The organism is Aquabacterium sp., assembly GCF_044226965.1.
Classification (GTDB): Bacteria; Pseudomonadota; Gammaproteobacteria; order Burkholderiales; family Burkholderiaceae_C; genus Pseudaquabacterium.
The window spans coordinates 67,193-92,320 of record NZ_JBGAGA010000015.1 but is presented as its reverse complement, the minus strand read 5'-3'; the positions used below and the strand labels follow the sequence as shown (position 1 = coordinate 92,320).

General features: G+C 70.0%; 27 protein-coding genes and 1 pseudogene. 25 read left to right on the top strand and 3 right to left on the bottom strand.

Annotated elements, in window-relative coordinates:
• The first annotated feature begins 6 nt into the window (after positions 1–6).
• The 3 genes from ACILR4_RS09455 (at position 7) to ACILR4_RS09445 (ending at position 4,425) form a co-directional block, all read left to right on the top strand.
• Positions 7–1,173 (top strand): ankyrin repeat domain-containing protein, encoded by a 1,167-nt coding sequence (locus ACILR4_RS09455; protein WP_395700596.1) that lies wholly within the window; start codon positions 7–9, stop codon positions 1,171–1,173.
• Positions 1,174–1,199: 26 nt separating this feature from the next.
• Complete coding sequence (locus ACILR4_RS09450; RefSeq protein WP_395700595.1) at positions 1,200–3,122, top strand: ATP-binding cassette domain-containing protein; 1,923 nt, start codon at positions 1,200–1,202, stop codon at positions 3,120–3,122.
• 148 nt (positions 3,123–3,270) lie between these two features.
• Positions 3,271–4,425 (top strand): ABC transporter substrate-binding protein, encoded by a 1,155-nt coding sequence (locus ACILR4_RS09445; protein ID WP_395700594.1) that lies wholly within the window; start codon positions 3,271–3,273, stop codon positions 4,423–4,425.
• A 36-nt stretch (positions 4,426–4,461) separates the two neighbouring features.
• Here ACILR4_RS09445 and ACILR4_RS09440 read toward each other — a convergent pair whose 3' ends face one another.
• Together ACILR4_RS09440 and ACILR4_RS09435 are read right to left on the bottom strand one after the other, a co-directional pair.
• Complete coding sequence (locus ACILR4_RS09440; RefSeq protein WP_395700593.1) at positions 4,462–5,205, bottom strand: hypothetical protein; 744 nt, start codon at positions 5,203–5,205, stop codon at positions 4,462–4,464.
• A 65-nt stretch (positions 5,206–5,270) separates the two neighbouring features.
• Entirely contained in the window at positions 5,271–6,722 is a 1,452-nt protein-coding gene (locus ACILR4_RS09435; RefSeq protein WP_395700592.1) for a PLP-dependent aminotransferase family protein, read from the bottom strand.
• Positions 6,723–6,817: 95 nt separating this feature from the next.
• Here ACILR4_RS09435 and ACILR4_RS09430 point away from each other — a divergent pair, with 95 nt between their 5' ends.
• From ACILR4_RS09430 to ACILR4_RS09405, 6 genes are all read left to right on the top strand, one after another.
• Positions 6,818–7,756, top strand: coding sequence for a DMT family transporter (locus ACILR4_RS09430; protein WP_395700591.1), 939 nt, complete (start codon positions 6,818–6,820; stop codon positions 7,754–7,756).
• Between the two features lie 98 nt (positions 7,757–7,854).
• Complete coding sequence (locus tag ACILR4_RS09425) at positions 7,855–9,060, top strand: PLP-dependent aminotransferase family protein (protein ID WP_395700590.1); 1,206 nt, start codon at positions 7,855–7,857, stop codon at positions 9,058–9,060.
• 41 nt (positions 9,061–9,101) lie between these two features.
• Positions 9,102–10,085 carry a threonine dehydratase gene (locus tag ACILR4_RS09420; protein WP_395700608.1) on the top strand — a complete coding sequence of 328 codons (984 nt, stop codon included), beginning with the start codon at positions 9,102–9,104 and terminating at the stop codon, positions 10,083–10,085.
• Positions 10,086–10,118: 33 nt separating this feature from the next.
• Positions 10,119–10,958, top strand: coding sequence for a PhzF family phenazine biosynthesis protein (locus ACILR4_RS09415; RefSeq protein WP_395700589.1), 840 nt, complete (start codon positions 10,119–10,121; stop codon positions 10,956–10,958).
• Positions 10,955–11,614 carry a VOC family protein gene (locus ACILR4_RS09410; RefSeq protein WP_395700588.1) on the top strand — a complete coding sequence of 220 codons (660 nt, stop codon included), beginning with the start codon at positions 10,955–10,957 and terminating at the stop codon, positions 11,612–11,614. The genes ACILR4_RS09415 and ACILR4_RS09410 overlap by 4 nt, the downstream gene beginning before the upstream one ends.
• Before the next feature lie 2 nt (positions 11,615–11,616).
• Positions 11,617–12,345: an alanyl-tRNA editing protein gene (locus ACILR4_RS09405; protein ID WP_395700587.1), complete on the top strand. Its 729-nt coding sequence runs from the start codon at positions 11,617–11,619 to the stop codon at positions 12,343–12,345.
• Positions 12,346–12,355: 10 nt separating this feature from the next.
• Here the strand turns inward: ACILR4_RS09405 and ACILR4_RS09400 are convergent, their stop codons facing one another.
• Positions 12,356–12,826, bottom strand: coding sequence for a c-type cytochrome (locus tag ACILR4_RS09400; protein ID WP_395700586.1), 471 nt, complete (start codon positions 12,824–12,826; stop codon positions 12,356–12,358).
• 207 nt (positions 12,827–13,033) lie between these two features.
• Between ACILR4_RS09400 and ACILR4_RS09395 the strand changes: the two genes are divergently transcribed.
• From ACILR4_RS09395 to ppk2, 16 genes and pseudogenes are all read left to right on the top strand, one after another.
• Positions 13,034–13,717, top strand: a complete 684-nt coding sequence (locus ACILR4_RS09395; protein ID WP_395700585.1) for a cytochrome b/b6 domain-containing protein — start codon at positions 13,034–13,036, stop codon at positions 13,715–13,717.
• Positions 13,718–13,770: 53 nt separating this feature from the next.
• Complete coding sequence (locus tag ACILR4_RS09390; RefSeq protein ID WP_395700584.1) at positions 13,771–14,262, top strand: GNAT family N-acetyltransferase; 492 nt, start codon at positions 13,771–13,773, stop codon at positions 14,260–14,262.
• Positions 14,263–14,275: 13 nt separating this feature from the next.
• Positions 14,276–14,773 (top strand): annotated as a pseudogene (locus ACILR4_RS09385) (HpcH/HpaI aldolase family protein); the annotation flags it as partial.
• Between the two features lie 73 nt (positions 14,774–14,846).
• Positions 14,847–15,095 carry a hypothetical protein gene (locus tag ACILR4_RS09380; protein ID WP_395700610.1) on the top strand — a complete coding sequence of 83 codons (249 nt, stop codon included), beginning with the start codon at positions 14,847–14,849 and terminating at the stop codon, positions 15,093–15,095.
• A 40-nt stretch (positions 15,096–15,135) separates the two neighbouring features.
• The gene (locus tag ACILR4_RS09375) at positions 15,136–15,993 is read left to right on the top strand and encodes an aldose 1-epimerase (protein ID WP_395700583.1); all 858 of its coding nucleotides are present in this window, start codon (positions 15,136–15,138) and stop codon (positions 15,991–15,993) included.
• A 23-nt stretch (positions 15,994–16,016) separates the two neighbouring features.
• Positions 16,017–16,922, top strand: a complete 906-nt coding sequence (locus ACILR4_RS09370; RefSeq protein ID WP_395700582.1) for an SMP-30/gluconolactonase/LRE family protein — start codon at positions 16,017–16,019, stop codon at positions 16,920–16,922.
• Between the two features lie 249 nt (positions 16,923–17,171).
• On the top strand, positions 17,172–17,516 hold the full coding sequence (locus tag ACILR4_RS09365; protein WP_395700581.1) for an ATP synthase subunit I: 345 nt from the start codon (positions 17,172–17,174) through the stop codon (positions 17,514–17,516).
• A 20-nt stretch (positions 17,517–17,536) separates the two neighbouring features.
• Positions 17,537–18,412 (top strand): F0F1 ATP synthase subunit A, encoded by an 876-nt coding sequence (atpB, locus tag ACILR4_RS09360; protein ID WP_395700580.1) that lies wholly within the window; start codon positions 17,537–17,539, stop codon positions 18,410–18,412.
• A 73-nt stretch (positions 18,413–18,485) separates the two neighbouring features.
• Positions 18,486–18,752: a F0F1 ATP synthase subunit C gene (gene atpE / locus ACILR4_RS09355; RefSeq protein ID WP_395700579.1), complete on the top strand. Its 267-nt coding sequence runs from the start codon at positions 18,486–18,488 to the stop codon at positions 18,750–18,752.
• A gap of 81 nt (positions 18,753–18,833) precedes the next feature.
• Positions 18,834–19,304 (top strand): F0F1 ATP synthase subunit B, encoded by a 471-nt coding sequence (locus tag ACILR4_RS09350; RefSeq protein WP_395700578.1) that lies wholly within the window; start codon positions 18,834–18,836, stop codon positions 19,302–19,304.
• A gap of 2 nt (positions 19,305–19,306) precedes the next feature.
• Positions 19,307–19,837, top strand: a complete 531-nt coding sequence (locus ACILR4_RS09345) for a F0F1 ATP synthase subunit delta (RefSeq protein WP_395700577.1) — start codon at positions 19,307–19,309, stop codon at positions 19,835–19,837.
• 36 nt (positions 19,838–19,873) lie between these two features.
• Positions 19,874–21,427: a F0F1 ATP synthase subunit alpha gene (gene atpA / locus ACILR4_RS09340; RefSeq protein ID WP_395700576.1), complete on the top strand. Its 1,554-nt coding sequence runs from the start codon at positions 19,874–19,876 to the stop codon at positions 21,425–21,427.
• A gap of 29 nt (positions 21,428–21,456) precedes the next feature.
• Positions 21,457–22,341, top strand: coding sequence for a F0F1 ATP synthase subunit gamma (gene atpG, locus ACILR4_RS09335; protein WP_395700575.1), 885 nt, complete (start codon positions 21,457–21,459; stop codon positions 22,339–22,341).
• A gap of 40 nt (positions 22,342–22,381) precedes the next feature.
• Positions 22,382–23,782, top strand: a complete 1,401-nt coding sequence (gene atpD / locus ACILR4_RS09330) for a F0F1 ATP synthase subunit beta (RefSeq protein WP_395700574.1) — start codon at positions 22,382–22,384, stop codon at positions 23,780–23,782.
• Between the two features lie 12 nt (positions 23,783–23,794).
• Complete coding sequence (locus ACILR4_RS09325; protein WP_395700573.1) at positions 23,795–24,211, top strand: F0F1 ATP synthase subunit epsilon; 417 nt, start codon at positions 23,795–23,797, stop codon at positions 24,209–24,211.
• Positions 24,212–24,314: 103 nt separating this feature from the next.
• Positions 24,315–25,121 carry a polyphosphate kinase 2 gene (ppk2, locus tag ACILR4_RS09320; protein WP_395700572.1) on the top strand — a complete coding sequence of 269 codons (807 nt, stop codon included), beginning with the start codon at positions 24,315–24,317 and terminating at the stop codon, positions 25,119–25,121.
• Positions 25,122–25,128: the final 7 nt, after the last annotated feature.

Sequence of the window (25,128 nt, the reverse complement as noted above, 5' to 3'; positions counted from 1 at the left end):
GCAGGAATGACCAAGACATTCAGGAAGGCTTGGCTGGCCGGTCGGCTGGCCGCGATGGTCATCGCATCGTCGGCTGCCTGGGCGGCCGCTGCGGCGCCGGGCTATGCAGACCTGGTCGCCGCGATCCGTGCGGGCGAGACCGCGCAGGTCAGGCAGCTGCTGGCCGACGGCGTCGACGCGTCGGCCACCGACGGCAAGGGCGCCGCGCCGCTGCTGGTGGCGGCCTCGCGCGGCAAGCACGACATCGTGCGCCTGCTGCTCGCCCGGGGTGCCGCACCGGATGTGCGTTATGCCGCCTACTACGACGCCACGCCGCTGATGCTGGCGCTGAACAACCGCGACCTGGCCATGGCGCGCATGCTGCTCGAAGGCGGGGCGCAGGTGAACCTGGTCGACCGCAACGGCGACCCGGCGCTGAACTGGGCCTGCTTCTACGGCGACCTCGACGCGGTGAACCTGCTGCTCAGCCACGGCGCCGATGCCACCTTGTCCGGCCATGGCACGGCGCTGGAAGTGGCGACGCGGCGCGGCTTCCAGCCGCTGGTCGAGCGCCTGAGCGAGCACCTGGGCCGCCGCCATGCGCTGAGTGCGGCGGAACAGCAGCTGCAGCAGGCCATCGACACCGGCGCGCTCGACGCGCTGCGGGCCGCGCTCAAGGCTGGGGCTGCGGCCGACGCGCTGGACAGCACCGGCCGCTCGATGCTGGCGCGTGCCGCGCGCCAGGGCCGCGCCGACGCGGTGGCCGCGCTGCTGGACGCCGGCGCGCGCATCGATGCGCCGGACCCGATCGGTTTCACCCCGCTGTTCGAGGCCGCGCGCGACGGCCACCTGGCGGTGGCCCGCCTGCTGCTGGACCGCGGCGCGAACGCCAACCAGGTGGCGCTGCGCAACGGCCTGCTGATGACGCCGCTGCATGCCGCCGCGGGCAGCGGCCGCACCGAGCTGGTGGAACTGCTGGCTGCGCGCGGCGCCCGGCTCGATGCGCTGGACGCCGAGCGGGCCACGCCGCTGGCCTGGGCTATCAACAGCGACGAGACCACCGCGCTGAAGCTGGTGGAGCTGGGCGCCAACCCGGACCTCGTGCCGACCACCGGCCCCAGCCCGCGCCAGCTGGCCCAGGAGCGCGAGCTCAAGGGACTGCTGGCGGCCATGGCCCGGCGTCGCCCGGCCTGATTCCGCGGGCAGCCGGGCGGACACGAATGGCCCTGATCACGCTCTCCAATGCCCAGCTGGGCTTCGGCCACGTGGCCTTGCTCGACCACACCGCGATGGCGCTGGAGTCCGGCGAGCGGCTGGCGCTGATCGGGCGCAACGGCAGTGGCAAGTCCTCGCTGCTGAAGGTGCTGGCCGGCAGCGAGAAGCTCGACGACGGCGTGCTGCAGCTGCAGCAGGGCCTGCGCCGCTTCTACGTGCCGCAGGAGCCGACGTTCGAGCCGGGCCACACCGTGTTCGAGGCGGTGAGCGAGGTGGTGGCCGAGGCCAAGGCGCTGCGCGAGCGCTTCGAGCGCCACGAACCCGGCGAGGACCTGGATGCGCTGCAGACCCGCATCGAGGCGCTGGAGGGCTGGACCTGGGAGCAGCGCGTCGACGAGGCGCTGCAGCGCCTGCACCTGTCGCCCGAGGCGATGATCGACACGCTCTCCGGCGGCACCAAGAAGCGCGTGGCGCTGGCGCAGGCGCTGGTGGCGCGGCCGGACGTGCTGCTGCTCGACGAACCGACCAACCACCTCGACCTCGACGCGATCGAGTGGCTGCAGGACCTGCTCAACGGCTGGCGCGGCGCGCTGATCGTGATCTCGCATGACCGCGCCTTCATCGACGCGGTGGCCACGCGCATCCTCGAGCTCGACCGCGGCGTGCTGCGCAGCTACCCCGGCAACTTCAGCGCCTATGAAAGCGCCAAGCAGCGCGAGCTGGAAGCCGAGGCGCTGGCCAGCGCACGCGCCGACAAGCTGCTGGCGCAGGAAGAGGTGTGGGTGCGCAAGGGCGTCGAGGCCCGGCGCACGCGCAGCGTCGGCCGCGTCGCGCGGCTCAAGCGCCTGCGCGAGCAGCGTGCCGCGCGGCGCGAGCAACTCGGCCAGGTGCGGCTGGAGGTCGACGCGGGCCTGCCCAGCGGCAAGCTGGTGGCCGAACTCAAGGACGTCACGCTGCGCTACCCGCCGGCGAGCGCTGGCGAGCCCGAGCGGCTGATCGTCGACCGCTTCAGCGCCACCGTGCTGCGCGGCGACAAGATCGGCCTGGTCGGGCCCAACGGCGCCGGCAAGACCAGCCTGCTGCGCCTGATCCTTGGCGAGCAGGCGCCCACCAGCGGCAGTGTGCGCCGCGGCACGCAGCTGCAGGTGGCCTACTTCGACCAGATGCGTGCCGGCCTCGACCTCGAGGCCACGCTGGCCCACACCATCAGCCCGGGCAGCGAATGGATCGAGCTCGGTGGCACGCGCAAGCACGTGATGAGCTACCTCGGCGATTTCCTGTTCGCGCCCGAGCGCGCGAACTCGCCGGTGCGCACGCTCTCGGGCGGCGAGCGCAACCGACTGCTGCTGGCGCGGCTGTTCGCGCTACCGGCCAATGTCCTCGTCCTCGACGAGCCGACCAACGACCTGGACATCGACACGCTGGAGCTGCTGGAGGAACTGCTGCAGGCCTACAGCGGCACGGTGTTCCTGGTCAGCCACGACCGGCGCTTCCTCGACAACGTCGTCACCAGCCTGATCGCCTGGGAGGGCGACCAGAAGCTCGGGCTGTGGCGCGAGTACGAGGGCGGCATCGAGGACTGGCGGGCGCAGCGCGCCCGCACGCTGGCGGCGCAGGCGGCCGCGCGGCCCGAGCCGGCGCCGGCAGCCGCACCGGCCCCGGCACCGCGAGAGGCTGCCGCTCCCAAGCCACGCACCAAGCTCAGCTACAAGCAGCAGCGCGAGCTGGATGAACTGCCGGCGCGCATCGAGGCGCTGGAGGCCGAGCAGCGCGCCATCGGCGAGCGGCTCGCGGGCACCGAGCTGTACACGCAGGAGCCGCAGCGCGTGGGCGAGTTGCAGGCGCGCTTCGCCGAGATCGAGGAAGGGCTGATGCTGGCGCTGGAGCGCTGGGAAGCCCTGTCCGCGCCGCAAGCTCCGGCCGACTGAAGCGCTGCAGTGCCGCTGCTCTCCCGGTGGCCGCGGGCGAGTGAACTCCGTGTTCGCCCTGCGGTAGTTGTCGCCTGGGTGATCCTGCGCGGCGGCACGTCGCCGCACACTGCCGCACCCCGATGTCCAGGGGCACAGGAGACAGTCGATGCACCAGCACCCTCGCCGTCGCGCGACCCTCGCCCGCCTGGCCGCGCTGGCCGCCAGCGGCTGGCTGGGCGGGCCGGCCCGGGCCCAGTCGAGCGCGGCCGCGAACGGCAACGACATCGTGATCGGCCAGAGCGCGCACCTCAGCGGCCCGCTGGCGGCGACGATGAAGCCGGTGATCCGCGGCCAGGAACTGGCGCTGGAGGAGTTCAACCGCCGCGGCGGCGTGGCCGGCCGCAAGGTCAGGCTCATCACGCTGGACGATGCCTACGACCCGAAGCGCTGCGTGGAGAACGTGGCCAGCTTGATCGACAAGCACAACGTCACCGCGCTGTACGGCCTGGCCAGCACCGCGAACGTGGCCGCGGTGCTGCCGCTGCTGGCCGAGAAGAAAGTGCCGCTGGTGGGCGTGTACACCGGCGCGCCGGCGCTGCGCGCGAAGCAGCATCCGTACTTCTTCACGACCATGGCCAGCTACCGCGACGAGGTGGTGCAGATGCTGCGCAACCTCTCGACCGTCGGCCGCACGAAGATCGCGGTGGCCTACCACAACAGCCCCTTCGGCCAGCTGATGCTGCCGGTGGTGGAGGAGGTCTGCAGGGAGCTGGGTTCGACCCTGGTGGCCAAGGCGCCGCTGGAGATTTCCGGCAGCGACGCGGTGGCGGCGGCGCAGACCCTGGCAGCGGCCAGCCCGCAGGCCGTGCTGTTCATTGCCTTCGGGCCGGCGCTGGTGCCCTTCGTCAAGGCGGTGCGCGCGCACCTGGGCGTGCCGCTGTACGCGTTGTCGATTGCCAACGCCAAGCCGCTGGTCGAGGCGCTGGGCGATGAAGCGCGCGGCCTGGCCTTCGCACGCATCGGCCCGTATCCGCTGCGCGCCACGACACCGCTGACCAGAGACTACGCTGCGGCGATGGAACGCGCGAAGCTGCCGGTCGACTTCGACCACTTCTTCGGCTATTCGAACCTGCGCGTGCTGCTGGAGATGCTCCGGCGTGCCGGCCGGACCGTGACGCCGCAAAGCCTGGTGACGACGATCGAGGCGGCCGGCAAGATCGACCTCGGCGGCTACCCCTTGAGCTTCGGCCCGCAGAACCACCATGGCTCGTCGATGGTGGACATCCTGATCATCGGACCCGGCGGGCGCTACATCCAATAGTCCCCGCAGGGGACAGGCTGCCAGGCGGCCGGGGGCTCAACGGTACCCGGCCCAGCCCTCGTTGGTGGCGGCGGGATGGGTGCGGCTGACGATCAGGCCCGCCTGCAGGTAGATGGCGTTGAGCATGCGCTGCGCGCGCGGCCGGTCGATGCCGGGCCATTCGCAGATCTCGCGCAGGTTGCTGGTCTGGCGGCGCAGGCGGGTGATGCAGCGCTGCAGCACCACCGGCAGGGCCAGGCCGTCGAAGCTGACGCCGGGGGCCACGCGGTAGGCGGCCTGGCCGGCGATTTCGGGCAGCAGCGCCTCGCGCGAGCCGCGCATCGCCATCGCCCACAGCACCGGCGCCAGCGGCGCGTACAGCGCGGGGTCGCCGATCAGCGCCGTTTCCCGATCGCCCGGCGCGCGCAGCGTGGCCTGTTCCACCTGCAGCACCTGCAGCTTGCCCAGGTCGCTGTCCAGCACCTTGTCCATCGGCAGCGCGCAATGCGCCAGCTTGTGCACCGGGAAGACCGTCAGCGTCAGCACCTGCTGGCCGAACTGCAGGTGCACCGCCAGTGGCTGTGTGTGGCGCACGCCCGCCGCCAGCACCTCCAGCAGTTCGCTCTGCTGGCCATGCTGCTCGAAGCGCTGCAGGTCCTGCATCAGCGAGGGGCTCAGCGACGTCAGGCGCGAATTCGCGGCATCGGTGCCGTGCAGCCGATCGAGATCGTCGAGGTAGCGACGAAACTCGCTGACGCGCATCAGATCGGGGGCGCCCTGTGGCAGGGTGGAGCAGAACATCGCGGCGCAGAAATGTAAGAAACCATGGTACGACGCCCCTAGGACACATGTCGTGACGTTACGTTTCAAACCCCCGACTCGGGTGGGTGCGCCTTCAGGCCGCGCCGCGCCTGGGCAAAGGCTTGCCAGAAGCGCAGTTCGAGCGAACTGGCGAAGTTGATGCGCATCAGGCTGCTCGGGCGCGGCGCGGCATGGAACAGGCTGCCCGGCGCGGTGAGCCAGCCCTCCGCGGCCAGGCGGGTGGCCAGTCGGTCGGTGTCGACGCCGGTGTCCACCCAGCCGAACAGGCCCTGCGGCGGCGCCACGAAGCGGCAGCCCGCGTCCTCGGCCAGCCGCATCACGCGCTGGCGGGCGCCATCGAGCCGCTCGATCACGCGCTCGGCATGGCGGCGCAGCAGGCCCTGGTCAAGGCACCAGGCCACCGCGCGTTCCAGCAATGCCGGCGTGGTCAGGGTCATCAGCAGCTTGGTGTCGATCACGCGCTCGATCAGCGCCGGTGCCGCGGCGACATAGCCCACACGCCAGTTCGGGGCCAGGATCTTCGAGAAGCCCGAGACGTAGATGGTGCGCTGCAGCCCGTCCAGCGCGGCCAGCCGCGGCGCATGGTTCGGCGCCAACCAGGCGTAGGTGTCGTCCTCGACGATCGTCAGGCCATGCGCATCCGCCAGCTTCAGCACCTGGTGCGCGGTGGCCAGCGAGAGCGACTGGCCGGTCGGGTTGTGCAGCACCGAGACGGTGACGTACATCCGCGGGCGGTGCTCGGCGAGCAGCCGCTCCATCACCGCCAGGTCGGGCCCGTGTGGCCCGCGCGGCACCGGCAGCAGGCGCATGCCCAGGCGCGTGAGCCGCGCGAACTCCACCGCCCAGCCGGGTTCGTCCACCAGCACGGCATCGCCGGGGTGGAGCAGGGTGCGGGCGATGATGTCCAGCGCATGGGTGGCGCCGATGGTGGTGGCGATCTGGCTCGCGTCGCAGTGGATGCCGAGGTCGCCGCCCAGGCGCCGCGCCAGCGCCGCGCGCAGCGGCGGGTCGCCGGCCGGGTCGCCGTAACGCAAGGCATCGGCGGCCTGTGGCAGGGTGCGGCGCAGCGCCCGCTCGATCAGGCTGCTGTCGAGCCAGGGCTCGGGCAGGGTGCCAAGGCCGGGGCCGACATGGCCCAGCTGGTTCTGGAACATGCCGCGGATCAGCGCCGTGGCATCCACCGGTGCCGGCAGCCCGGTGCGGCGCGCGGCGGCGGGCGGCGCGCCGCGCGCGGCCGGTGCTTCGCGCACGAAGAAGCCGCGCTGGCGCCGCGCTTCGACCAGGCCTTGTGCCTGCAACTGGTCGTAGGCCGCGACCACGGTACTCGGGCTCACCCCGTGCTGGCGCGCGCACTCGCGCACCGAGGGCAGGCGCGCGCCGGCCTGCAGCGTGCGCTGCTGGATGCGTTCGGCAAAACGCGCGGCCAGCTGCTCGCCGAGCGTGTGGTGGCGGTCGCGCGCCAGCAGGCGCGGCGGCAGGTCGTGCGGAGCGTTCATTGCGCAGCTGTACTGATGGCGTGGTCAGTACAGACGAATTGACTGTATTGCGCAGTGTACTGTTCGTGTGCTGACGTCAACCCTAGACTGGGCCGATGTCATCGAGCACCGTGATTCCCCTGCGCAGCGGCCTGTCCGACAGCACACGCGGCTGGCTGCTCGGCGCCCTGGGCGTGCTGGCCTTCGCGTTCACGATCCCGATGACGCGGCTGGCCGGCGGCGACGCGGCCGCGCCGCAGCTGTCGCCGGTGTTCGTCGCCGTGGGCCGCGCGGCGGTGGCCGGGCTGCTGGCGCTGGCCTGGCTGCTCGCCGTCCGCGCCCCCCGGCCGCGGCCCGGGCAATGGCGGGTGCTGGCGCTGGCGGTGGTCGGCGTGGTGTTCGGGTTTCCGCTGTGCATCGGGCTGGCGGTGCGCCATGTCGACGCCGCGCATGCGGCGGTCGTGACGGGCGTGCTGCCCATCGCGACGGCGGCCATGGGCGCCTGGTGGCTGCGCCAGCGCGCCAGCCTGGGCTTCTGGCTCTGTGCCGCGCTGGGCACGGCGCTGGTGCTGGGCTTCGCGGCGTGGAAGAGCGGCAGCGGCCTGCAGCCGGCCGATGCGCTGCTGATGGCGGCGGTGCTGTTCGGCGGCTTCGGCTACGTGCAGTGCGCCCGGCTCTTCACCGGGCCGCAGGCGATGCCGCCGGCGCAAGTCATCTCCTGGGTGCTGGTGCTCGCGCTGCCGCTCACTTTGCCCGTGAGTGCCTGGTTGCTGCTGGCGGCGTGGCCGGCGCATGCGGTGCACGCGCCGGCATGGCTGGGCTTCGCCTATGTCTCGCTGATCTCGATGTGGCTGGGCTTCTTTCCCTGGTACCGCGGCCTCGCGCTGGGCGGCACGTTGCGGGTCAGCCAGGTCCAGCTGCTGCAGCCCTTCCTGTCGATGTGGCTCGCCGTGCCGCTGCTGGGCGAGTCGCTCGACGGCCCCACCGTCGCGTTCTCGCTGGCGGTGATGGCCACGGTCTTCGTCTCGCGGCGGCAATCCGCCGCCCCGCGCTGAAACCCCTTTCGATCCACCCACCCCTGTTCGCCACCATCGCCAACTGGCAGTACGCTGGGCGCCTTGCACATCGAACCCGACAACCGGAGACACGTCCCATGAGCCTGTGGAACCAGGCGCGCCGCAGCGCGCGATTGAACCCGTCGATCATCCGCGAGATCCTCAAGGTGACCGAGAAGCCGGGCGTGCTGTCGATGGCCGGGGGCCTGCCGTCGCCGGACAGCTTCCCGGTCGAGGCGATGCGCCAGGCCTGCGCCAAGGTGCTGGCCGAATCGCCGCGCGAGGCCCTGCAGTATTCGGCCAGCGAAGGCTTCGGCCCGCTGCGCGACTGGGTCGCGCACAAGATGGCCGCGATGGGCCACCGCGTCAGCGCCGATCAGGTGCTGATCACCACCGGTTCGCAGCAGGGCCTGGACCTGGTCGGCAAGGTGATGGTCGACGCCGGCGCGCCGGTGGCGGTGGAGACGCCCACCTACCTGGGCGCGCTGCAGGCCTTCAACCCCTACGAGCCGATCTACACCAGCCTGGCCAGCGATGCCGACGGCCCGCTGCCGGATGCCATCGCCGCATTGCCGCACGATGCGCCGGGCACCCGCTTCGCCTACCTGCTGCCGAACTTCCAGAACCCCACCGGCCGCGTGATGCCCGAGGCGCGCCGCGCCGCGCTGGTGAAGGCCGCGCAGGCCGCGCGGGTGCCGCTGGTGGAGGACAACCCGTATGGCGACCTGTGGTTCGACGCCGAGCCGCCGGCCCCCATCGCCGCCCGCTGGCCCGAGGGCACGATCTACCTCGGCTCGTTCTCGAAGGTGCTGGCGCCCGGCTTCCGCCTGGGCTACGTGGTGGCGCCGACCGAGCTGTACCCCAAGCTGCTGCAGGCCAAGCAGGCGGCCGACCTGCACACGCCAGGCTTCAACCAGCGCGTGGTCTACGAGGTCATCCGCGACGGCTTCCTCGACCAGCATGTGCCGACCATCCGCGAGCGCTACCGCCGCCAGCGCGATGCGATGGCCGCCGGCCTGGCCGAGCACCTGCCCGAGGGCAGCGAATGGCGCGAGCCGCAGGGCGGCATGTTCTTCTGGGTGCGCCTGCCCGAAGGCTGCGATGCGATGGCGCTGCTGCCGCAGGCGGTGGAGGCCGGCATCGCCTACGTGCCGGGGGCTGCGTTCTATGCCCACGCGGCCGACCCGCGCACCTTGCGCCTGTCCTTCGTGACGCTCGCGCCGGCCGACATCGCCGACGGTGTCGCGACGCTGGGCCGCGTGCTGCGCGAGCACATCGAGGCCACGGCCGAGATCGCGCCGTGACGCTCGCGCAGGCGGCGGGCCTGGACCGGCCGGAGGCGGCCATGCTGCCGGATGCGGCCAACCTGCGGGATGCCGCGGCCCGCGTGCATGCGGTGCTGCCGCCCACGCCGCAGTACCGCTGGCCGCTGCTGGAAGCCGCCGTCGCGCCGCGGCCCGACGACGGCACCGAGCTGTGGCTCAAGCACGAGAATCACACGCCGGTCGGCGCCTTCAAGATCCGTGGTGGGCTGGTCTACTTCGAGCGGCTGATCGCTTCCGGCCAGCGGCCGGCCGGCGTGGTCAGCGCCACGCGCGGCAACCATGGCCAGTCGATCGGCTTCGCCGCGCGCCGCCACGGCCTGCCCGCGCTGGTGCTGGTGCCGCGCGGCAACAGCCGCGAGAAGAACGCCGCGATGCGTGCGCTCGGTGTCGAGCTGATCGAGTTCGGCGACGACTTCCAGGCTGCGCGCGAGGAAGCCATGCGCCTGGCCGCCGCGCGCGGCTGGCACATGGTGCCTTCGTTCCACCCGGACCTGGTGGCCGGCGTTGCGAGCTACGGCCTGGAGCTGTTCGGCCAGCTGCCGCAGCTGGACGCGGTGTATGTGCCGATCGGCCTGGGCTCCGGTGCCTGTGGCCTGATCGCCGCGCGCGAGGCGCTGGGCCTGGGCTGTGAAGTGATCGGCGTCGTCTCGAGCGGCGCGCCGGCCTATGCGCTGTCGCTGGCGCGCGGCGAGCCGGTCTCGCATACGGTCACCACCACCCTGGCCGACGGCATGGCCTGCCGCACGCCGGAGGCCGATGCGCTGGCCATCCTGCAGCGCGGCCTGTCGCGCGTGCTGCAGGTCAGCGACGACGAGGTCGCCGCCGCGATGCGCCTGCTCTATGAAACGACGCACCAGGTGGCCGAAGGCGCCGGCGCCGCCGCGCTGGCCGCCGCGTGGCAGGAGCGGCCGCGCCTGGCCGGCCGCAAGACCGCGCTGGTGCTCAGCGGCGGCAATGTCGACCGCGAGGTCTATGCGCGCGTGCTGGCCGGCGCGGCGGCCTGAATCCCTTCTCCTTCACCCTCCACGGGGCACTGCATGAGCGAACGCCGTTTCTCCCAGCTCGACGTCTTCACCGCGCAGCCGCTGCGCGGCAATCCGCTGGCCGTGGTGCACGACGCGACCGGGCTCAGCGAGTCGCAGATGGCCGACTTTGCGCGCTGGACCAACCTCTCCGAAACCACCTTCCTGCTGCCGCCCACCGACGCGCAGGCCGACTACCGGGTGCGCATCTTCACGCCCGGCGGCGAGCTGCCGTTCGCCGGCCACCCGACGCTGGGCAGCTGCCATGCCTGGCTGGCGGCCAGCGGCCGGCCGCAGCGCGAGGGCGAGGTGGTGCAGCAGTGCGCCGTCGGCCTGGTGCGCATCCGCCGCGACGGCGCCCGCCTGGCCTTCGCAGCGCCGCCGTTGCGCCGCAGCGGCCCGGTGCAGGAGCCGGCATTGCGCGCCCAGGTGCTGGCCTCGCTGAAGATCACCGACACGCAACTGCTGCGCCTGCAATGGGTCGACAACGGCCCCGGCTGGATGGCCGCGCTGCTGCCCGATGCGGCCAGCGTGCTGGCGCTGCGGCCGGACTTCCAGGCCATGGCGGGGCTGAAGCTCGGCGTGGTCGGCGCGCACCCGGCCGGCGGCGAGTGCCAGTTCGAGGTGCGGGCCTTCGTGCCCTCGCTGGGCGTGCCGGAAGACCCGGTCACCGGCAGCCTGAACGCGGGCCTCGCGCAGTGGCTGATCGGCGACGGGCTGGCATCGGCGCGCTACGTCGCGGCGCAAGGGGCGGCGCTGGGTCGCGCCGGTCGCGTGCACGTGCTGGCCGAGGGCGGCGAGGTCTGGATCGGCGGCGACGTGACGCCGGTGGTGAGCGGCACCGTCACGCTGTGAACACCGCGCTCGATCACCTCGTCGTCGTGGCCGATTCGCTGGCGCAAGGCGCCGCCTGGTGCGAACAGGCGCTGGGCGTCGTGCCCGGACCCGGTGGCCGGCATGCGCTGATGGGCACGCACAACCGGCTGCTGCGGCTGGAGGTGGCCGGCGGGCCGGCGGCCTACCTCGAGATCATCGCGATCGACCCGGAAGCCCCGCCGCCGCAGCGTGCACGCTGGTTCGGCATGGACGATCCGGCGCTGCAGGCCGCGGTGCGCGAGCAGCCGCGCCTGGTGCACATGGTGCTGCGCACGCAGCAACTGGAGATGCAGCGCTGGGGCCTGATCAACCGCGGCGTCGACCCCGGCCCGCCGATCGCCGCCGAGCGCGAGACCACGCAAGGCCGGCTGGCCTGGCGCCTGCTGGTGCGCGACGATGGCGCGATCGCCTGCGACGGCTGGCTGCCGACGCTGATCGAGTGGCGCGGCCGCCATCCCACCGATGCGATGCCGCCGAGCGGCCTGTCGGTCGCCTCGCTCGCGCTGGGCGGCCTGCCACCACCGGTGCGCGCGCTGCTGCGCATGCGTGGCGTGCAGGCGCTGGCGCAGCCCGGCCTGGCCGTGACGCTGGCCGGCCCGCACGGACCCGTCCAACTGCAAGCCTGGAGCCGATGACGATGGCGACCGAAGAACTGTTCCGCGAAGACGCCTGCCTGCGCGAGTGCGAGGCGCAGGTGCTGGCCGTCGACGAGCGCGGCATCCAGCTCGATCGCACGGTGTTCTACCCGCTGGGCGGCGGCCAGGCCGGCGACAGCGGTGTGCTGCGCCTGGCCGACGGCCGCGAGATCGCGATCGCCGACACACGCAAGGGCACGCAGCCGGGCGAGATCGTCCATGTGCCAGCGCCGGGCGCGGACGTGTCGGCTCTGCAGCCGGGCCAGCGGGTCAGCGCACGCATCGACTGGCAGCGCCGCCACCGCCACATGCGCTTCCACACCGCGACGCACCTGCTGTGCGCGCTGGTGCCGCATCCGGTGGATGGCTGCTCGATCACCGCGGACTACGCGCGGCTCGATTTCCACATGACCGATCCGCTGGACAAGCAGCAGCTGACCGAGGGCCTGGCGCGCCTGGTGGCCGAGGCGCATCCGGTGAGCCACCGCTGGATCAGCGAGGCCGAGCTGGACGCGAAGCCCGAACTCGTCCGGAGCATGAGCGTGCAGCCCCCGCGCGGGCAGGGGCGGGTGCGGGTGCTGGACATCGAGGGCGTGGACCTGCAGCCCTGCGGCGGCACGCATGTGACCAACACCGCCGACATTGGCGCGGTGGTGGTGACGAAGATCGAAAAGAAGTCCGCGAAGACCCGGCGCGTGGTGCTGGGCTTCGCGGACGCGCCGGGCGGCTAGCGCCGCGCGGTCAGTTGGCCGAGTACTTCTCGGCGCGGTAGTCGTCGTGGCAGGACTTGCAGCTGCCGCCCACTGCGCCGACCTGGGCCTTGATCGCGTCGAGGCTGCCGGTCTTGGCCGCGGCCTCGAGCTTGGCCATTTCGGTGGCCATCTTCTCGGCCAGGTCCTTGAACTTGGCTTGGTCCTTCCAGATCTCGGGCTTCGCGCGGGTCGGCAGGCCCTTGTCGGTGCCCTCGCCGAAGGCCGTGAACGGCAGGCGCGACAGCGTTGCCGCGACATGCGCGTTGTCGGCCGCGGCCTTGGCATCGAACGGGACCTTGCCCTGCGCCATGGCCGCGACGCGGCCGAAGTGGTTGGCCATCACGGTGAGCGCGCTCTGGCGGTACTTGATGGCGTCTTCGGGCTTCTGGAACTGGGCGGCGGCGGGCAGACTGGCCAGCGCACCGAGTGCGGTGGCCGAGACCACGAGCAGTCGTTTCATGCGTTTCCTCCGGGTTGGGCCGCCCTGGCGTTGGTGCTGGGCGCGAAGCAGTGTACGTGGCGGGCACCGCGGCTATTCCAGCCTAGGGTTTGTGCGCAGACAGGGGATGCACCGGGGGCGGCGCGGCGGCTCGGGCCTTCCCCGGGCCCCGCTGTGGCGCGCATCGGCTATCGTCGTGGTCCCAGCCCGCCCGTGCCCGATCACCGCATGACCGAACCTGCCGACCTGCGCCCCGTGCGCGTGTGGGACCTGCCCACGCGCTGCTTCCATTGGCTGCTGGCTGGCGCGGTGATCGCGCTGGTGGTCACGGCCAAGGTCGGCGGTGCGGCGATGGCCTGGCACATGCGCCTGGGCCTGCTGGTGCTGGCGCTGCTGGTGTTCCGGGTGCTCTGGGGCTTCGTTGGCGGGCACTGGTCGCGCTTCGGCAGCTTCCTGCGCATGCCGGGCACGGTGCTGCGCTACCTGCGCGGCGACCACCGTGCCGACGACCATTTCGAGGTCGGCCACAACCCGCTCGGCGCGTTCTCCGTGATGGCGATGATCGGCATCCTGGCGATCCAGGTGGCCACCGGCCTGGTGGCCGACGACGAGATCGCCACCACCGGGCCGCTGAACCGCTTCGTCGCCAGCGCCACCGGGCTCCAGGCCACCGCCTGGCACAAGGGCTGGGGGCAGTGGCTCATCATCGGCCTGGTCGTGCTGCACGTGGCGGCCATCGTCAGCTACCGGCTGCGCGGCAACAACCTGGTCGGGCCGATGCTCAGTGGTGACAAGCCGCTGCCGCCTGGCGTGCCCGCCTCGTCCGATTCGCCGCGCACGCGCCTGCTGGCGCTGGCCTTGGTCGCGGCCTGCGCGGGCTTGTCGATGTGGATCGCAAAGCTCGGTGGCTGACCGCATCGGTGCATGATCAGCCCCGTCGCGACCTTTCCGGACCTCCTGCCTTGATGTCCTCGCCCGCCATCCGCCTGCAGGCGCCCGATACCCCCGCGCTGCTGGACGCCACGCGCGAGATCTTTCGCGAGTACGCGCAGGGCCTGGGCGTGGACCTGTGCTTCCAGAACTTCGAGGACGAACTGGCCGCGCTGCCCGGCGACTACGCCGCGCCGCAGGGCGCGCTGCTGCTGGCCTTCGTCGACGACGAGCTCGCCGGCTGCGGCGGGCTGCGGCCGCTGCGCGAGGTGGACTACGCCAACGCCTGCGAAATGAAGCGGCTCTACGTGCGCCGTGCCTTTCGCCGCTTCGGCCTGGGCCGCCTCCTCGCGCAGGCGCTGATGGACCGCGCCACCGAGGCCGGCTATTCGGCGATGCTGCTCGACACGCTGGACGACATGGAGGCCGCGCGCGGCCTGTACGAATCATTGGGCTTCGCCGAGATCCCGCCGTACTACTTCAACCCGATTCCCGGCGCGCACTACCTGAAGGCCGACCTCGGGTGACCAGGAGGGTCGCATGAATGCTTTCCGCAGACTGCTGAAGACCGCCGGCGGCCAGCCCCCGCTGGGCACATGGATCATGTCGGCCAGCGCCCTTGTCGCCGAGGCCATCGGCCATGCCGGCTTCGACTGGGGCGTGATCGACATGGAGCACACGCCGCTGGAGATGATGGGCGTCATGCACATGCTGCAGGCGGTGGGCAACACCCGCATGCTGCCGGTGGTGCGCGTGCCGTGGAACGACGCGGTGATGGTCAAACGCGTGCTCGATGCCGGCGCGACGACGGTGCTGTTCCCCTTCGTGCAGAACGCCGACGAGGCGCGCCGCGCGGTGGCCGCCACGCGCTTCCCGCCCGAGGGCATCCGCGGCATGGCCGGCATGAGCCGCGCCTCGCGCTTCGGCACCACGCCGAACTTCCTGCAGACCGCCAACCAGCACATCGGCGTGATCCTGCAGATCGAGACCGCGCAGGCGGTCGAGCAGCTGGAGGCGATCGCCGCTGTGCCGGGCGTCGATGCGCTGTTCCTCGGGCCGGCAGACCTGGCCGGCAGCCTGGGGGGTGCCTGGGCAGTCCACGCACCCCCGCGTGCTGGCCCTGATGGCCGAGGCGGTGCGCCGGGCCCGTGCCGTCGGCATGCCGATCGGCACGCTGACGCTGACGCAGGACAGCGCCACGCGCTTCCGTGCGCTGGCCTTCGACTACATGGCGGTGGCCGCCGACCTGAGCCTGGTGATGCAAGGTGCGGCGGCTACGCTGCGGGCGCTGCGCACCCAGGAGGGCAGCGGCCATGTGCACACGCTCAGCCACGGCACCCACACCGACGGTGCCGGCTGACGATGATTCTTCAACCCCTCGAGACTGGCAGCGAGCACCGATGAGCGACCACCCCACCCCCGTCGAACTGCAGGCGGGTGACTTGACACTGGCGCTGCGCCCCGATCTTGGCGGCGCGATCGCGGGCCTCTGGCATCGCGGCGTTCCGGTGCTGCGCAGCGGCGAGGCGGGGGCGCTGGACGCGCCCGGCGCCAGTGGCGGCTTCGTGATGGCACCGTACAGCAACCGCATCGGCTTTGGCCGCTTCCGCTGGCAGGGTCAGGACCACACCCTGCGGCTGAACTATCCGGGCTCGCCCCATCCGATGCATGGCGTGGCCTGGCAGCGCCCCTGGCAGGTGACCGCGCAGCGCGAGGGCGACGTGGAACTGCACTACGCCCATGTGGCCGACGCCGACTGGCCCTTCGCGTTCACGATCGCCCAGCGCGTGGTGCTCACGCCGGGCGGGCTGGAGTTGCACCTGGCGGTCACCAACACCGATGCGCGGCCGCAGCCGATGGGCCTGGGCTGGCACCCGTATTTCCCGAGACGCTCGCGCAGCCGGCTGCATGCCGAGGTGGCGGCGCGCTGGGAGACCGACGCCAACCAGCTGCCGACGCGCCAGCAGGCCCAGCCCGGCATCGACGGCGACATCGCCCACCTGGCGTTCGACCATTGCTTCGAAGGCTGGCAGGGCGCAGCACGCATCCGCGACGAGAAGTTCTCGCTGCGGCTGAGCTCGTCGCTGCGCTACCTGATGGTCTACACGCCGGTCGACAAGGACTTCTTCTGCGTCGAACCGGTCAGCCATGTCGGCAACGCGATCCACAACGCCGAGCCGGCGAGCCAGGGCCTGCGCAGGCTCGAGCCCGGCCAGTCGCTTGATGCGTGGGTGAAACTGGAAGTCGCCACAATCTGAGATCCCTTCACGGATCTCCCGACATGTCGCTCACTTCCGGCGCTATCGAGGCCTTGCCGGTGCCTCCTTCGATCCTCGGCGAGTCGCCGTTCTGGCACCCGGACGAGCAGCGCCTGTACTGGGTCGACATTCCAGGGCGCCGCCTCAATGCCTTCGACCCGCGCAGCCAGCAGCACGACCAGTGGGGCTTCGACACCGAGCCCGGCAGCTGCGCGCCGCTGCTCGATGGCGGCCTGCTGATCGCGATGCGCGACGGGCTGTGGCGCTTCGACCCGCAGTCGGGTGTGCGCAGCCAGGTGGCGCCACCGCCCTACGACCCGGCGCGCCAGCGCTTCAACGACGGCAAGGCCGATGCGCAGGGCCGCTTCTGGGTCGGCACGCTGGACGACCGGCGCGAGCCGGAAGCGGCGCTGTACCGCTACGCGCGCGGCCGCATCGAGCGCATGGCCGAGGGCATCACGGTCAGCAACGGGCTGGGCTTCAGTCCCGACGGCCGCACGCTGTACTGGTCCGACACCAAGGCGCATGCGGTGCAGGCCTTCGATGTCGATGCGCAAGACGGCTCGCTGAGCCGGCGCCGGCTGTTCCGGCAGTTCCCGCCGCGCGCCGCGGGCGAGTCCTTGGCGAGTTATGGCGGTCGGCCCGACGGCGCGGCGGTCGACAGCGAAGGGGCTTACTGGTGCGCCATGTTCGAGGGCCAGCGCCTGCTGCGGCTGTCTCCGCAGGGCGAACTGTTGGTCGAACTGCCGCTACCGGTGCGCTGCCCGACGATGCCGTGCTTCGGCGGAGCGGACCTGAAGACGCTGTACATCACCACCGCGCGCGAGAAACGGCCCGCCGACGAACTCGCGCAGCAGCCGCTGGCGGGCTGCGTGCTGCAGCTGCGGGTGGCGGTGCCGGGCCTACCGGTTCAATTTGCCAGGCTGTAGCCGGGGCCACGCCGGGGGCTGGAGAGCCGCACGGGTTTCCACGTATACTCCTGCGGTTTGCCGAAACCGAGCGTAACCACGATGTCCCCCCGGCCCATGACAGTAACGGGCCAAGCGCCACAGGCGGCAGGGCAAGACCCGTGGCAGACAGAAGATGAGGCGGCAGACGCGTCCTTCAAGAGGCTGAGCCGAGAAGAAGCAGCCGCTTTGAGGGCGAAGGAACCGCCGGTTTCACCCTGGCGGGTCGTCATGGCGCAAGCCGTGGTCGGTGTGGTGGCTGCCCTGTTGGGTGGTCTGCTCACCGGGAGGAACGAGGTGGCGTGGTCGCTGCTGTACGGCGCGGCCACGGTGGTGGTGCCGGGGGCCTTGATGGCGCGCGGCATGACCAGTCGACTTTCCAGCACCGCACCGGCCGTGTCAGCCGTCAGCGTGTTGTTATGGGAGTCGGTGAAGATAGTCTTTTCCATCGCGATGCTGGTCATCGCGAACCGGGTCGTACAGCCCCTGGTCTGGCCGGCATTGCTGGTGGGTCTGGTGCTGTGCATCAAGGTGTATGCGGTGGCGCTGCTGTGGCGCGGCCGGCGAACGAACTGAACTGATCGAGACGAAACAAGATGGCAGCAGAAGCCCACGCCGCGGCGGCGCACGGACCCACCGCCGGTGAGTACATCGTTCACCACCTGACCCACTTGCGCAACAAGGAACTCCACGGTCCGGTCGACTTTTCCGTGGTCGCCTGGGACTCGATGTTCTTCGCGATCCTGGTGGGCGTGCTCGGCTGCTTCCTGCTGTGGCGCGCCGCACGCAAGGCCACCTCGGGCGTGCCCGGCCGCTTTCAGGCGGCGGTCGAACTCCTGGTCGAGATGGTCGACAGCCAGGCCAAGGGCATCGTTCACAACGCCAAGAGCCGCAAGCTGGTGTCCCCGCTGGCGCTCACCGTGTTCGTCTGGATCTTCCTGATGAATGCGATGGACCTGCTGCCGGTCGACCTGCTGCCCTTCATCTGGGAAAAGATCGTCGGCGCCACCGGCGGTGACCCGCACCACGCCTACCTGCGTGTCGTGCCCACCGCCGACCTGTCGGTGACGATGGGCCTGTCGGTCTCGGTGCTGATCGTCTGCCTGGTCTACAACGTCAAGATCAAGGGCATCGGCGGCTGGGTGCATGAGCTGTTCGCCGCCCCCTTTGGCGATCACTGGGCGCTGTACCCGTTCAACTTCGCGATGCAGATCGTCGAGTTCGTCGCCAAGACCATTTCGCATGGCATGCGGCTGTTCGGCAACATGTATGCGGGCGAGCTGATCTTCCTGCTGATCGCGCTGCTGGGCGGTGCCTGGTCGGCGTCGGCGCTTGGCGTGGCCCTCGCGTTGGGTCACGTCATCCTGGGATCGGTGTGGGCCATCTTCCACATCCTGATCATCACGCTGCAGGCTTTCGTGTTCATGATGCTGACGCTGGTGTATGTCGGCCAGGCGCATGACGCGCATTGACGCGGGCTGCTCTCCCTCGCGGTTTTCGTTTTTCCTTTCCCTTCACACAACCTCAATCTGACTAGGAGTCATCATGGAAGTCATCAGCTTTGTCGCTCTCGCCGCTGGCCTGATCATCGGTCTGGGCGCGCTGGGCGCTTGCGTCGGCATCGGCATCATGGGTAGCAAGTACCTCGAGTCCGCCGCCCGCCAGCCCGAACTGATGGGCGAACTGCAGACCAAGATGTTCCTGCTGGTCGGCCTGATCGACGCGTCGTTCATCATCGGTACCGGTGTCGCGCTGTGGTTCGCCACCGCCAACCCGTTCCTGGGCCAGTTGGCCGCCGTTGCCGCCAAGTAAATCCGGCTCGTTGTGTGAGGTCAGGGGCGCTGCGAAGCGCCCCTCGCCATCCATCCCCGTCACCGTGATTGAGGCAATAACGTGAGCATCACCGGTACCCTCATCGTCCAGATGATCGTGTTCCTGATCCTGGTCTGGTTCACGATGAAGTTTGTCTGGCCGCCGATCACCGCAGCGCTCGACGAGCGCGCGAAGAAGATCGCCGACGGCCTGTCCGCCGCCGACAAGGCCAAGGCCGATTCGGCCGCCGCCGAGAAGCGCATTCAAAGCGAGCTGTCGGCCGCCAAGGACGACGCCGCCAAGCGCCTGGCCGATGCCGAGCGTCTGGCGCAGTCGATGGTCGAAGAGGCCAAGACGCGCGCCGCCGAAGAGGGCGCGAAGATCATCGCCGCCGCCAAGGCAGAAGCCGAGCAGGAATCCGTCAAGGCCCGCGAAGCGCTGCGCGAGCAGGTGGCCGGCCTTGCCGTCAAGGGCGCCGAACAGATTCTCCGCCGCGAGGTCAATGCCGGCGTGCATGCCGAGCTGCTGGGCCGCCTGAAGGCGGAACTCTGATCATGGCCGAGCTCGCCACCATCGCCCGCCCGTACGCCGAGGCCTTGTTCAAGGCCGCCGGCAGCCAGGCCGCCGCGCTGACCGGCCAGACCGATGCGCTGGCCGCCGTGGCTGCCAACGCCGAGCTGCGCCAGTTCGCCGACAACCCGAAGATTGCGCCCGCCGACATCGTGGCGGTGGTGACGCAGGCCGCCAAGACCCCGCTCGACGCCAAGGTGTCGAACCTGGTCGGTACGGTGGTCGAGAACGGCCGGCTCGCCGCGCTGCCGGAGATTGCCGCGCAGTTCAAGGCCCTGGTCAACGCACAGTCGGGCAGCTCGGACGCCACCGTCTACAGCGCCTTCCCGATCGACGCCGCGGCGCTGGCCGACGTGGTGGCGACGCTGGAGAAGCGCTTCGGGCGCAAGCTCAACGCCACCGTCGAGGTCGACCCCGAACTGATCGGCGGCATCCGCGTGGTGGTAGGCGACGAAGTGCTGGACACCTCGGTCAAGGCCCGTCTCGAACAAATGAAGGTCGCCCTGACGGCTTGAGGCCTTGTCGCTCACTTGCCGTCTTAGGAGAAAGCTATGCAACTGAATCCCGCTGAGATTTCCGAACTGATCAAGAGCCGCATCGAGGGTCTTGGCGCTTCGGCCGACATCAAGAACCAGGGCACCGTGGTGTCCGTCACCGACGGCATCGTGCGCGTGCACGGCCTGTCCGAGGTGATGGCCGGCGAAATGCTGGAATTCCCGGCCAACGCCGCCGGCCAGCCGACCTACGGCCTGGCGTTGAACCTCGAGCGCGACTCGGTCGGCGCGGTGATTCTGGGCGAGTACGAGCACATCTCCGAAGGCGACACCGTCAAGTGCACGGGCCGCATCCTGGAAGTGCCGGTGGGCCCCGAGCTGATCGGCCGCGTGGTCAACGCACTGGGCCAGCCGATCGACGGCAAGGGTCCGATCAACGCGAAGATGACCGACGTGATCGAGAAGGTCGCGCCGGGCGTGATCGCGCGCAAGAGCGTGGACCAGCCGGTGCAGACGGGCCTGAAGTGTATCGACACGATGGTGCCGATCGGCCGCGGCCAGCGCGAACTGATCATCGGCGACCGCCAGACCGGCAAGACCGCGGTGGCGATCGACACGATCATCAACCAGAAGGGTCAGAACATGACCTGCGTCTACGTCGCGATCGGCCAGAAGGCTTCGTCGATCAAGAACGTGGTGCGCGCGCTGGAGCAGGCCGGTGCGATGGACTACACCATCGTCGTCGCCGCCAGCGCTTCGGAATCGGCCGCGATGCAGTACGTGTCGGCCTACTCCGGCTGCACGATGGGCGAGTACTTCCGCGACCGCGGCCAGGATGCGCTGATCATCTATGACGACCTGTCCAAGCAGGCCGTCGCGTACCGCCAGGTTTCGCTGCTGCTGCGTCGCCCGCCGGGCCGCGAAGCCTTCCCTGGCGACGTGTTCTATCTCCACAGCCGTCTGCTCGAGCGCGCCGCGCGCGTGAACGCCGAGTATGTCGAGGCCTTCACCAAGGGTGAGGTCAAGGGCAAGACCGGTTCGCTGACCGCGCTGCCGATCATCGAGACGCAGGCCGGCGACGTGTCCGCGTTCGTGCCGACCAACGTGATCTCGATCACCGATGGCCAGATCTTCCTGGAGACCTCGCTGTTCAACAGCGGCATCCGCCCCGCCATCAACGCCGGTATCTCGGTGTCGCGCGTGGGTTCTGCGGCGCAGACCAAGCTGGTCAAGAGCCTGTCCGGCGGTATCCGTACCGACCTGGCGCAGTACCGCGAGCTGGCGGCCTTCGCGCAGTTCGCGTCCGACCTGGACGATGCCACCCGCAAGCAGCTCGACCGCGGTGCCCGCGTCACCGAACTGCTGAAGCAGGCGCAGTACCTGCCGCTGCCGATCAGCCTGATGGCGGCCTCGGTGTTCGCGGTGAACAAGGGCTTCCTGGACAACGTCGACGTCAAGAAGGTGCTGGCCTTCGAGCATGGCCTGCACCAGCACCTGAAGTCCAGCCACGCCGCGCTGCTGGCCAAGCTGGAGAACGACAAGGCGATGGACAAGGCGGCCGAGGAAGAACTGACCAACGCCATCGCCGCGTTCAAGAAGTCCTTCGCCTGATCCCGCACGCCTAGACAAGGAGCACCGTCATGGCGGTCGGTAAAGAGATCCGCGGCAAGATCAAGAGCTTCGAGAACACGAAGAAGATCACCAAGGCCATGGAGATGGTCTCGGCCTCGAAGATGCGCAAGGCGCAGGACCGCATGCGCCATGCGCGGCCGTACGCGGACAAGATCCGCAACATCACGGCCAACCTGTCGCAGGCCAACCCCGAGTACAAGTCGGCCTACATGCGCGCCGGCGGCAATGCCAAGGTCAGTGGCTTCATCGTCGTCACCACCGACAAGGGCCTGTGCGGCGGCTTGAACACCAACGTGCTGCGCGCGGTCACCAACAAGATCCGCGACCTGCAGGTCGCGGGTTCGCAGTCGCAGGCGGTGGCCATTGGCAACAAGGGCTTCACCTTCCTGAACCGCATCGGTGCGAAGGTGGTGAGCCATGTGACGCAGCTCGGCGACGCGCCGGTGCTCGAAAAGCTGATCGGCCCGGTCAAGGTGATGCTGGACGCCTTCGTCGAAGGCAAGGTCGACGCGGTCTACCTGTGCTACACGAAGTTCATCAACACGATGAAGCAGGAGCCGGTGATCGAGCAGCTGCTGCCGCTGTCGGCCGAACGCCTGCAGCAGACGGCCGCCGAGAAGGCCCAGTACGGCTGGGACTACCTGTACGAGCCGGATGCGCCCACCGTCATCAACGATCTGCTCACGCGCTACATCGAGGCGCTGGTCTACCAGGCGGTGGCCGAGAACATGGCCTCCGAGCAGTCGGCCCGCATGGTGGCGATGAAGGCGGCGACCGACAACGCCGGCAACCTGATCGCGGAACTGAAGCTGGTCTACAACAAGACCCGCCAGGCGGCGATCACGAAGGAACTGTCCGAGATCGTCGGCGGCGCGGCCGCCATCAGCGGCTGATCCCGGTCCGCGCAACGAATACTGTTTGAAGGATTTGAAAATGGCACAAGGCAAGATCGTTCAGTGCATTGGCGCGGTCGTGGACGTCGAGTTCCCGCGCAATGAAATGCCCAAGGTCTATGACGCGCTGAAGCTCGAGGGCTCGCCGCTGACGCTGGAAGTGCAGCAGCAGCTGGGCGACGGCGTGGTGCGCACCATCGCGCTGGGTTCGTCGGACGGCCTGCGCCGCGGCCTGATGGTCACCAACACCGGCCACCCGATCACGGTGCCCGTGGGCAAGGCCACGCTGGGCCGCATCATGGACGTGCTGGGCAACCCGATCGACGAGCGCGGCCCGGTCGACCAGACGCTCACCGCTTCCATCCACCGCAAGGCGCCGACCTACGACGAGCTGAGCCCGTCGCAGGAACTGCTCGAAACCGGCATCAAGGTGATCGACCTGATCTGCCCGTTCGCCAAGGGCGGCAAGGTGGGTCTGTTCGGCGGCGCCGGCGTCGGCAAGACCGTGAACATGATGGAGCTGATCAACAACATCGCGAAGGCGCACTCGGGCCTGTCGGTGTTCGCGGGCGTCGGCGAGCGCACCCGCGAGGGCAACGACTTCTACCACGAGATGTCCGACTCCAAGGTCGTGGTCCAGGAGAACCTGGCCGAGTCCAAGGTCGCGATGGTGTACGGCCAGATGAACGAGCCCCCGGGCAACCGCCTACGCGTGGCGCTGACCGGCCTGACGATCGCCGAGTCGTTCCGCGATGAAGGCCGCGACGTGCTGTTCTTCGTCGACAACATCTACCGCTACACGCTGGCCGGTACCGAAGTGTCCGCGCTGCTGGGCCGCATGCCCTCCGCTGTGGGCTACCAGCCGACGCTGGCCGAGGAGATGGGCCGGCTGCAGGAACGCATCACGTCCACCAAGGTCGGCTCGATCACCTCGATCCAGGCCGTGTACGTGCCGGCGGATGACCTGACCGACCCGTCGCCCGCCACGACCTTCGCCCACCTGGACGCCACCGTCGTGCTGTCGCGTGACATCGCCGCGCTGGGCATCTACCCCGCGGTGGATCCGCTGGACTCGACCTCGCGCCAGATCGACCCGAACGTGGTCGGCGAAGAGCACTACAACACCACCCGCTCGGTGCAGGGCACGCTGCAGCGCTACAAGGAACTGCGCGACATCATCGCGATCCTGGGCATGGACGAGCTGTCGCCGGAAGACAAGCTGGCCGTGGCCCGCGCGCGCAAGATCCAGCGCTTCCTGTCGCAGCCCTTCCACGTGGCCGAAGTGTTCACCGGCACGCCCGGCAAGTACGTGCCGCTGAAGGAAACCATCCGCGGCTTCAAGATGATCGTCAACGGCGAGTGCGATCACCTGCCCGAGCAGGCCTTCTACATGGTGGGCACGATCGACGAAGCCTTCGAAAAGGCGAAGAAGATCCAATAACCGGAGCCGACGATGGCAACCATTCACGTCGACGTGGTCAGCGCGGAAGAGCAGATCTTCTCGGGCGAGGCCAAGTTCGTCGCGCTGCCGGGCGAAAACGGCGAGCTCGGCATCCTGCCGCGCCACACGCCGCTGATCACCCGCATCCGCCCCGGTGCGGTGCGCATCGAGCGGGCTGACAACGGTGAGGAAGAGTTCGTCTTCGTCGCCGGCGGCATCCTCGAGGTCCAGCCCGGCACGGTCACCGTGCTGGCCGACACCGCGATCCGCGGCCATGACCTGGACGAGGCCAAGGCCAACGAGGCGAAGAAGCTGGCCGAGGAAGCGATGAAGAACGCCAAGAGCGACATCGACTTCGCCAAGGCGCAGAGCGAGTTCGCGATGATGGCTGCGCAGATCGCGGCGATCGCCAAGCTGCGCAAGAAGTAAGCCGCCGCCCGGCTGCTGCCGCCCATGGAACGCCCGCCGCGCGCGGGCGTTCGCCTTTCTGCGCGACACTCGATGTCGATCGACCGACGCGAGGTGCACGACGATGGGAAAGGCCAAGGGCAAGGATGCGAAGGAGCACAAGGCCAGCCGGATGGGCAAGGCCGAGTACTACGAGAAGCTTGCCATCCTCGAGCTCGAGCTCAACAACCTCGCGCGCTGGCTGCAGCACACCGGCAAGCGCGTGGTCGTGCTGATCGAAGGCCGCGACACTGCCGGCAAAGGCGGCGTGATCGCGGCCATCGCGCAGACACTGAACCCGCGGCAGTGCCGCTCTGTCGCGCTGCCCAAGCCCAGCGACCGCGAGAAGAGCCAGTGGTACTTCCAGCGCTACGTGCAGCACCTGCCGGCCGCTGGGGAGATCGTGCTGTTCGACCGCAGCTGGTACAACCGCGCCGGCGTCGAGGCGGTGATGGGCTTCTGCAGCGAGCGGGAGGTCGATGCCTTCCTGAAGCAGGTCCCGGTGTTCGAGCGCCTGCTCGTCGAAGACGGCGTGCTGCTGTTCAAGTACTGGCTGACGGTCGACCAGGACAAGCAGGAGGAGCGCTTCGCCGAGCGCCGCAACGACCCGCTCAAGCGCTGGAAGCTGTCACCGATCGACCTGCTGGCCCGCGAGAAGTATGCCGAGTACGGCCAGGCGCGCGACCGCATGCTGGAGGCCACCCACACCCGGCATGCGCCCTGGGCCCTGGTCGACTTCAACGACCAGCGGCGTGGCCGGCTCACCCTGATCCGCCACCTGCTCGACCAGCTGCCCGACACCGGCATGCCCGAGGAGCTGCTGGACCTGCCGCCGCTGCGACAGCCGCCGCAGCGCGAGCACTTCAGCAAGAAGGCGTTCCGGCCGATCTGATGCCGCG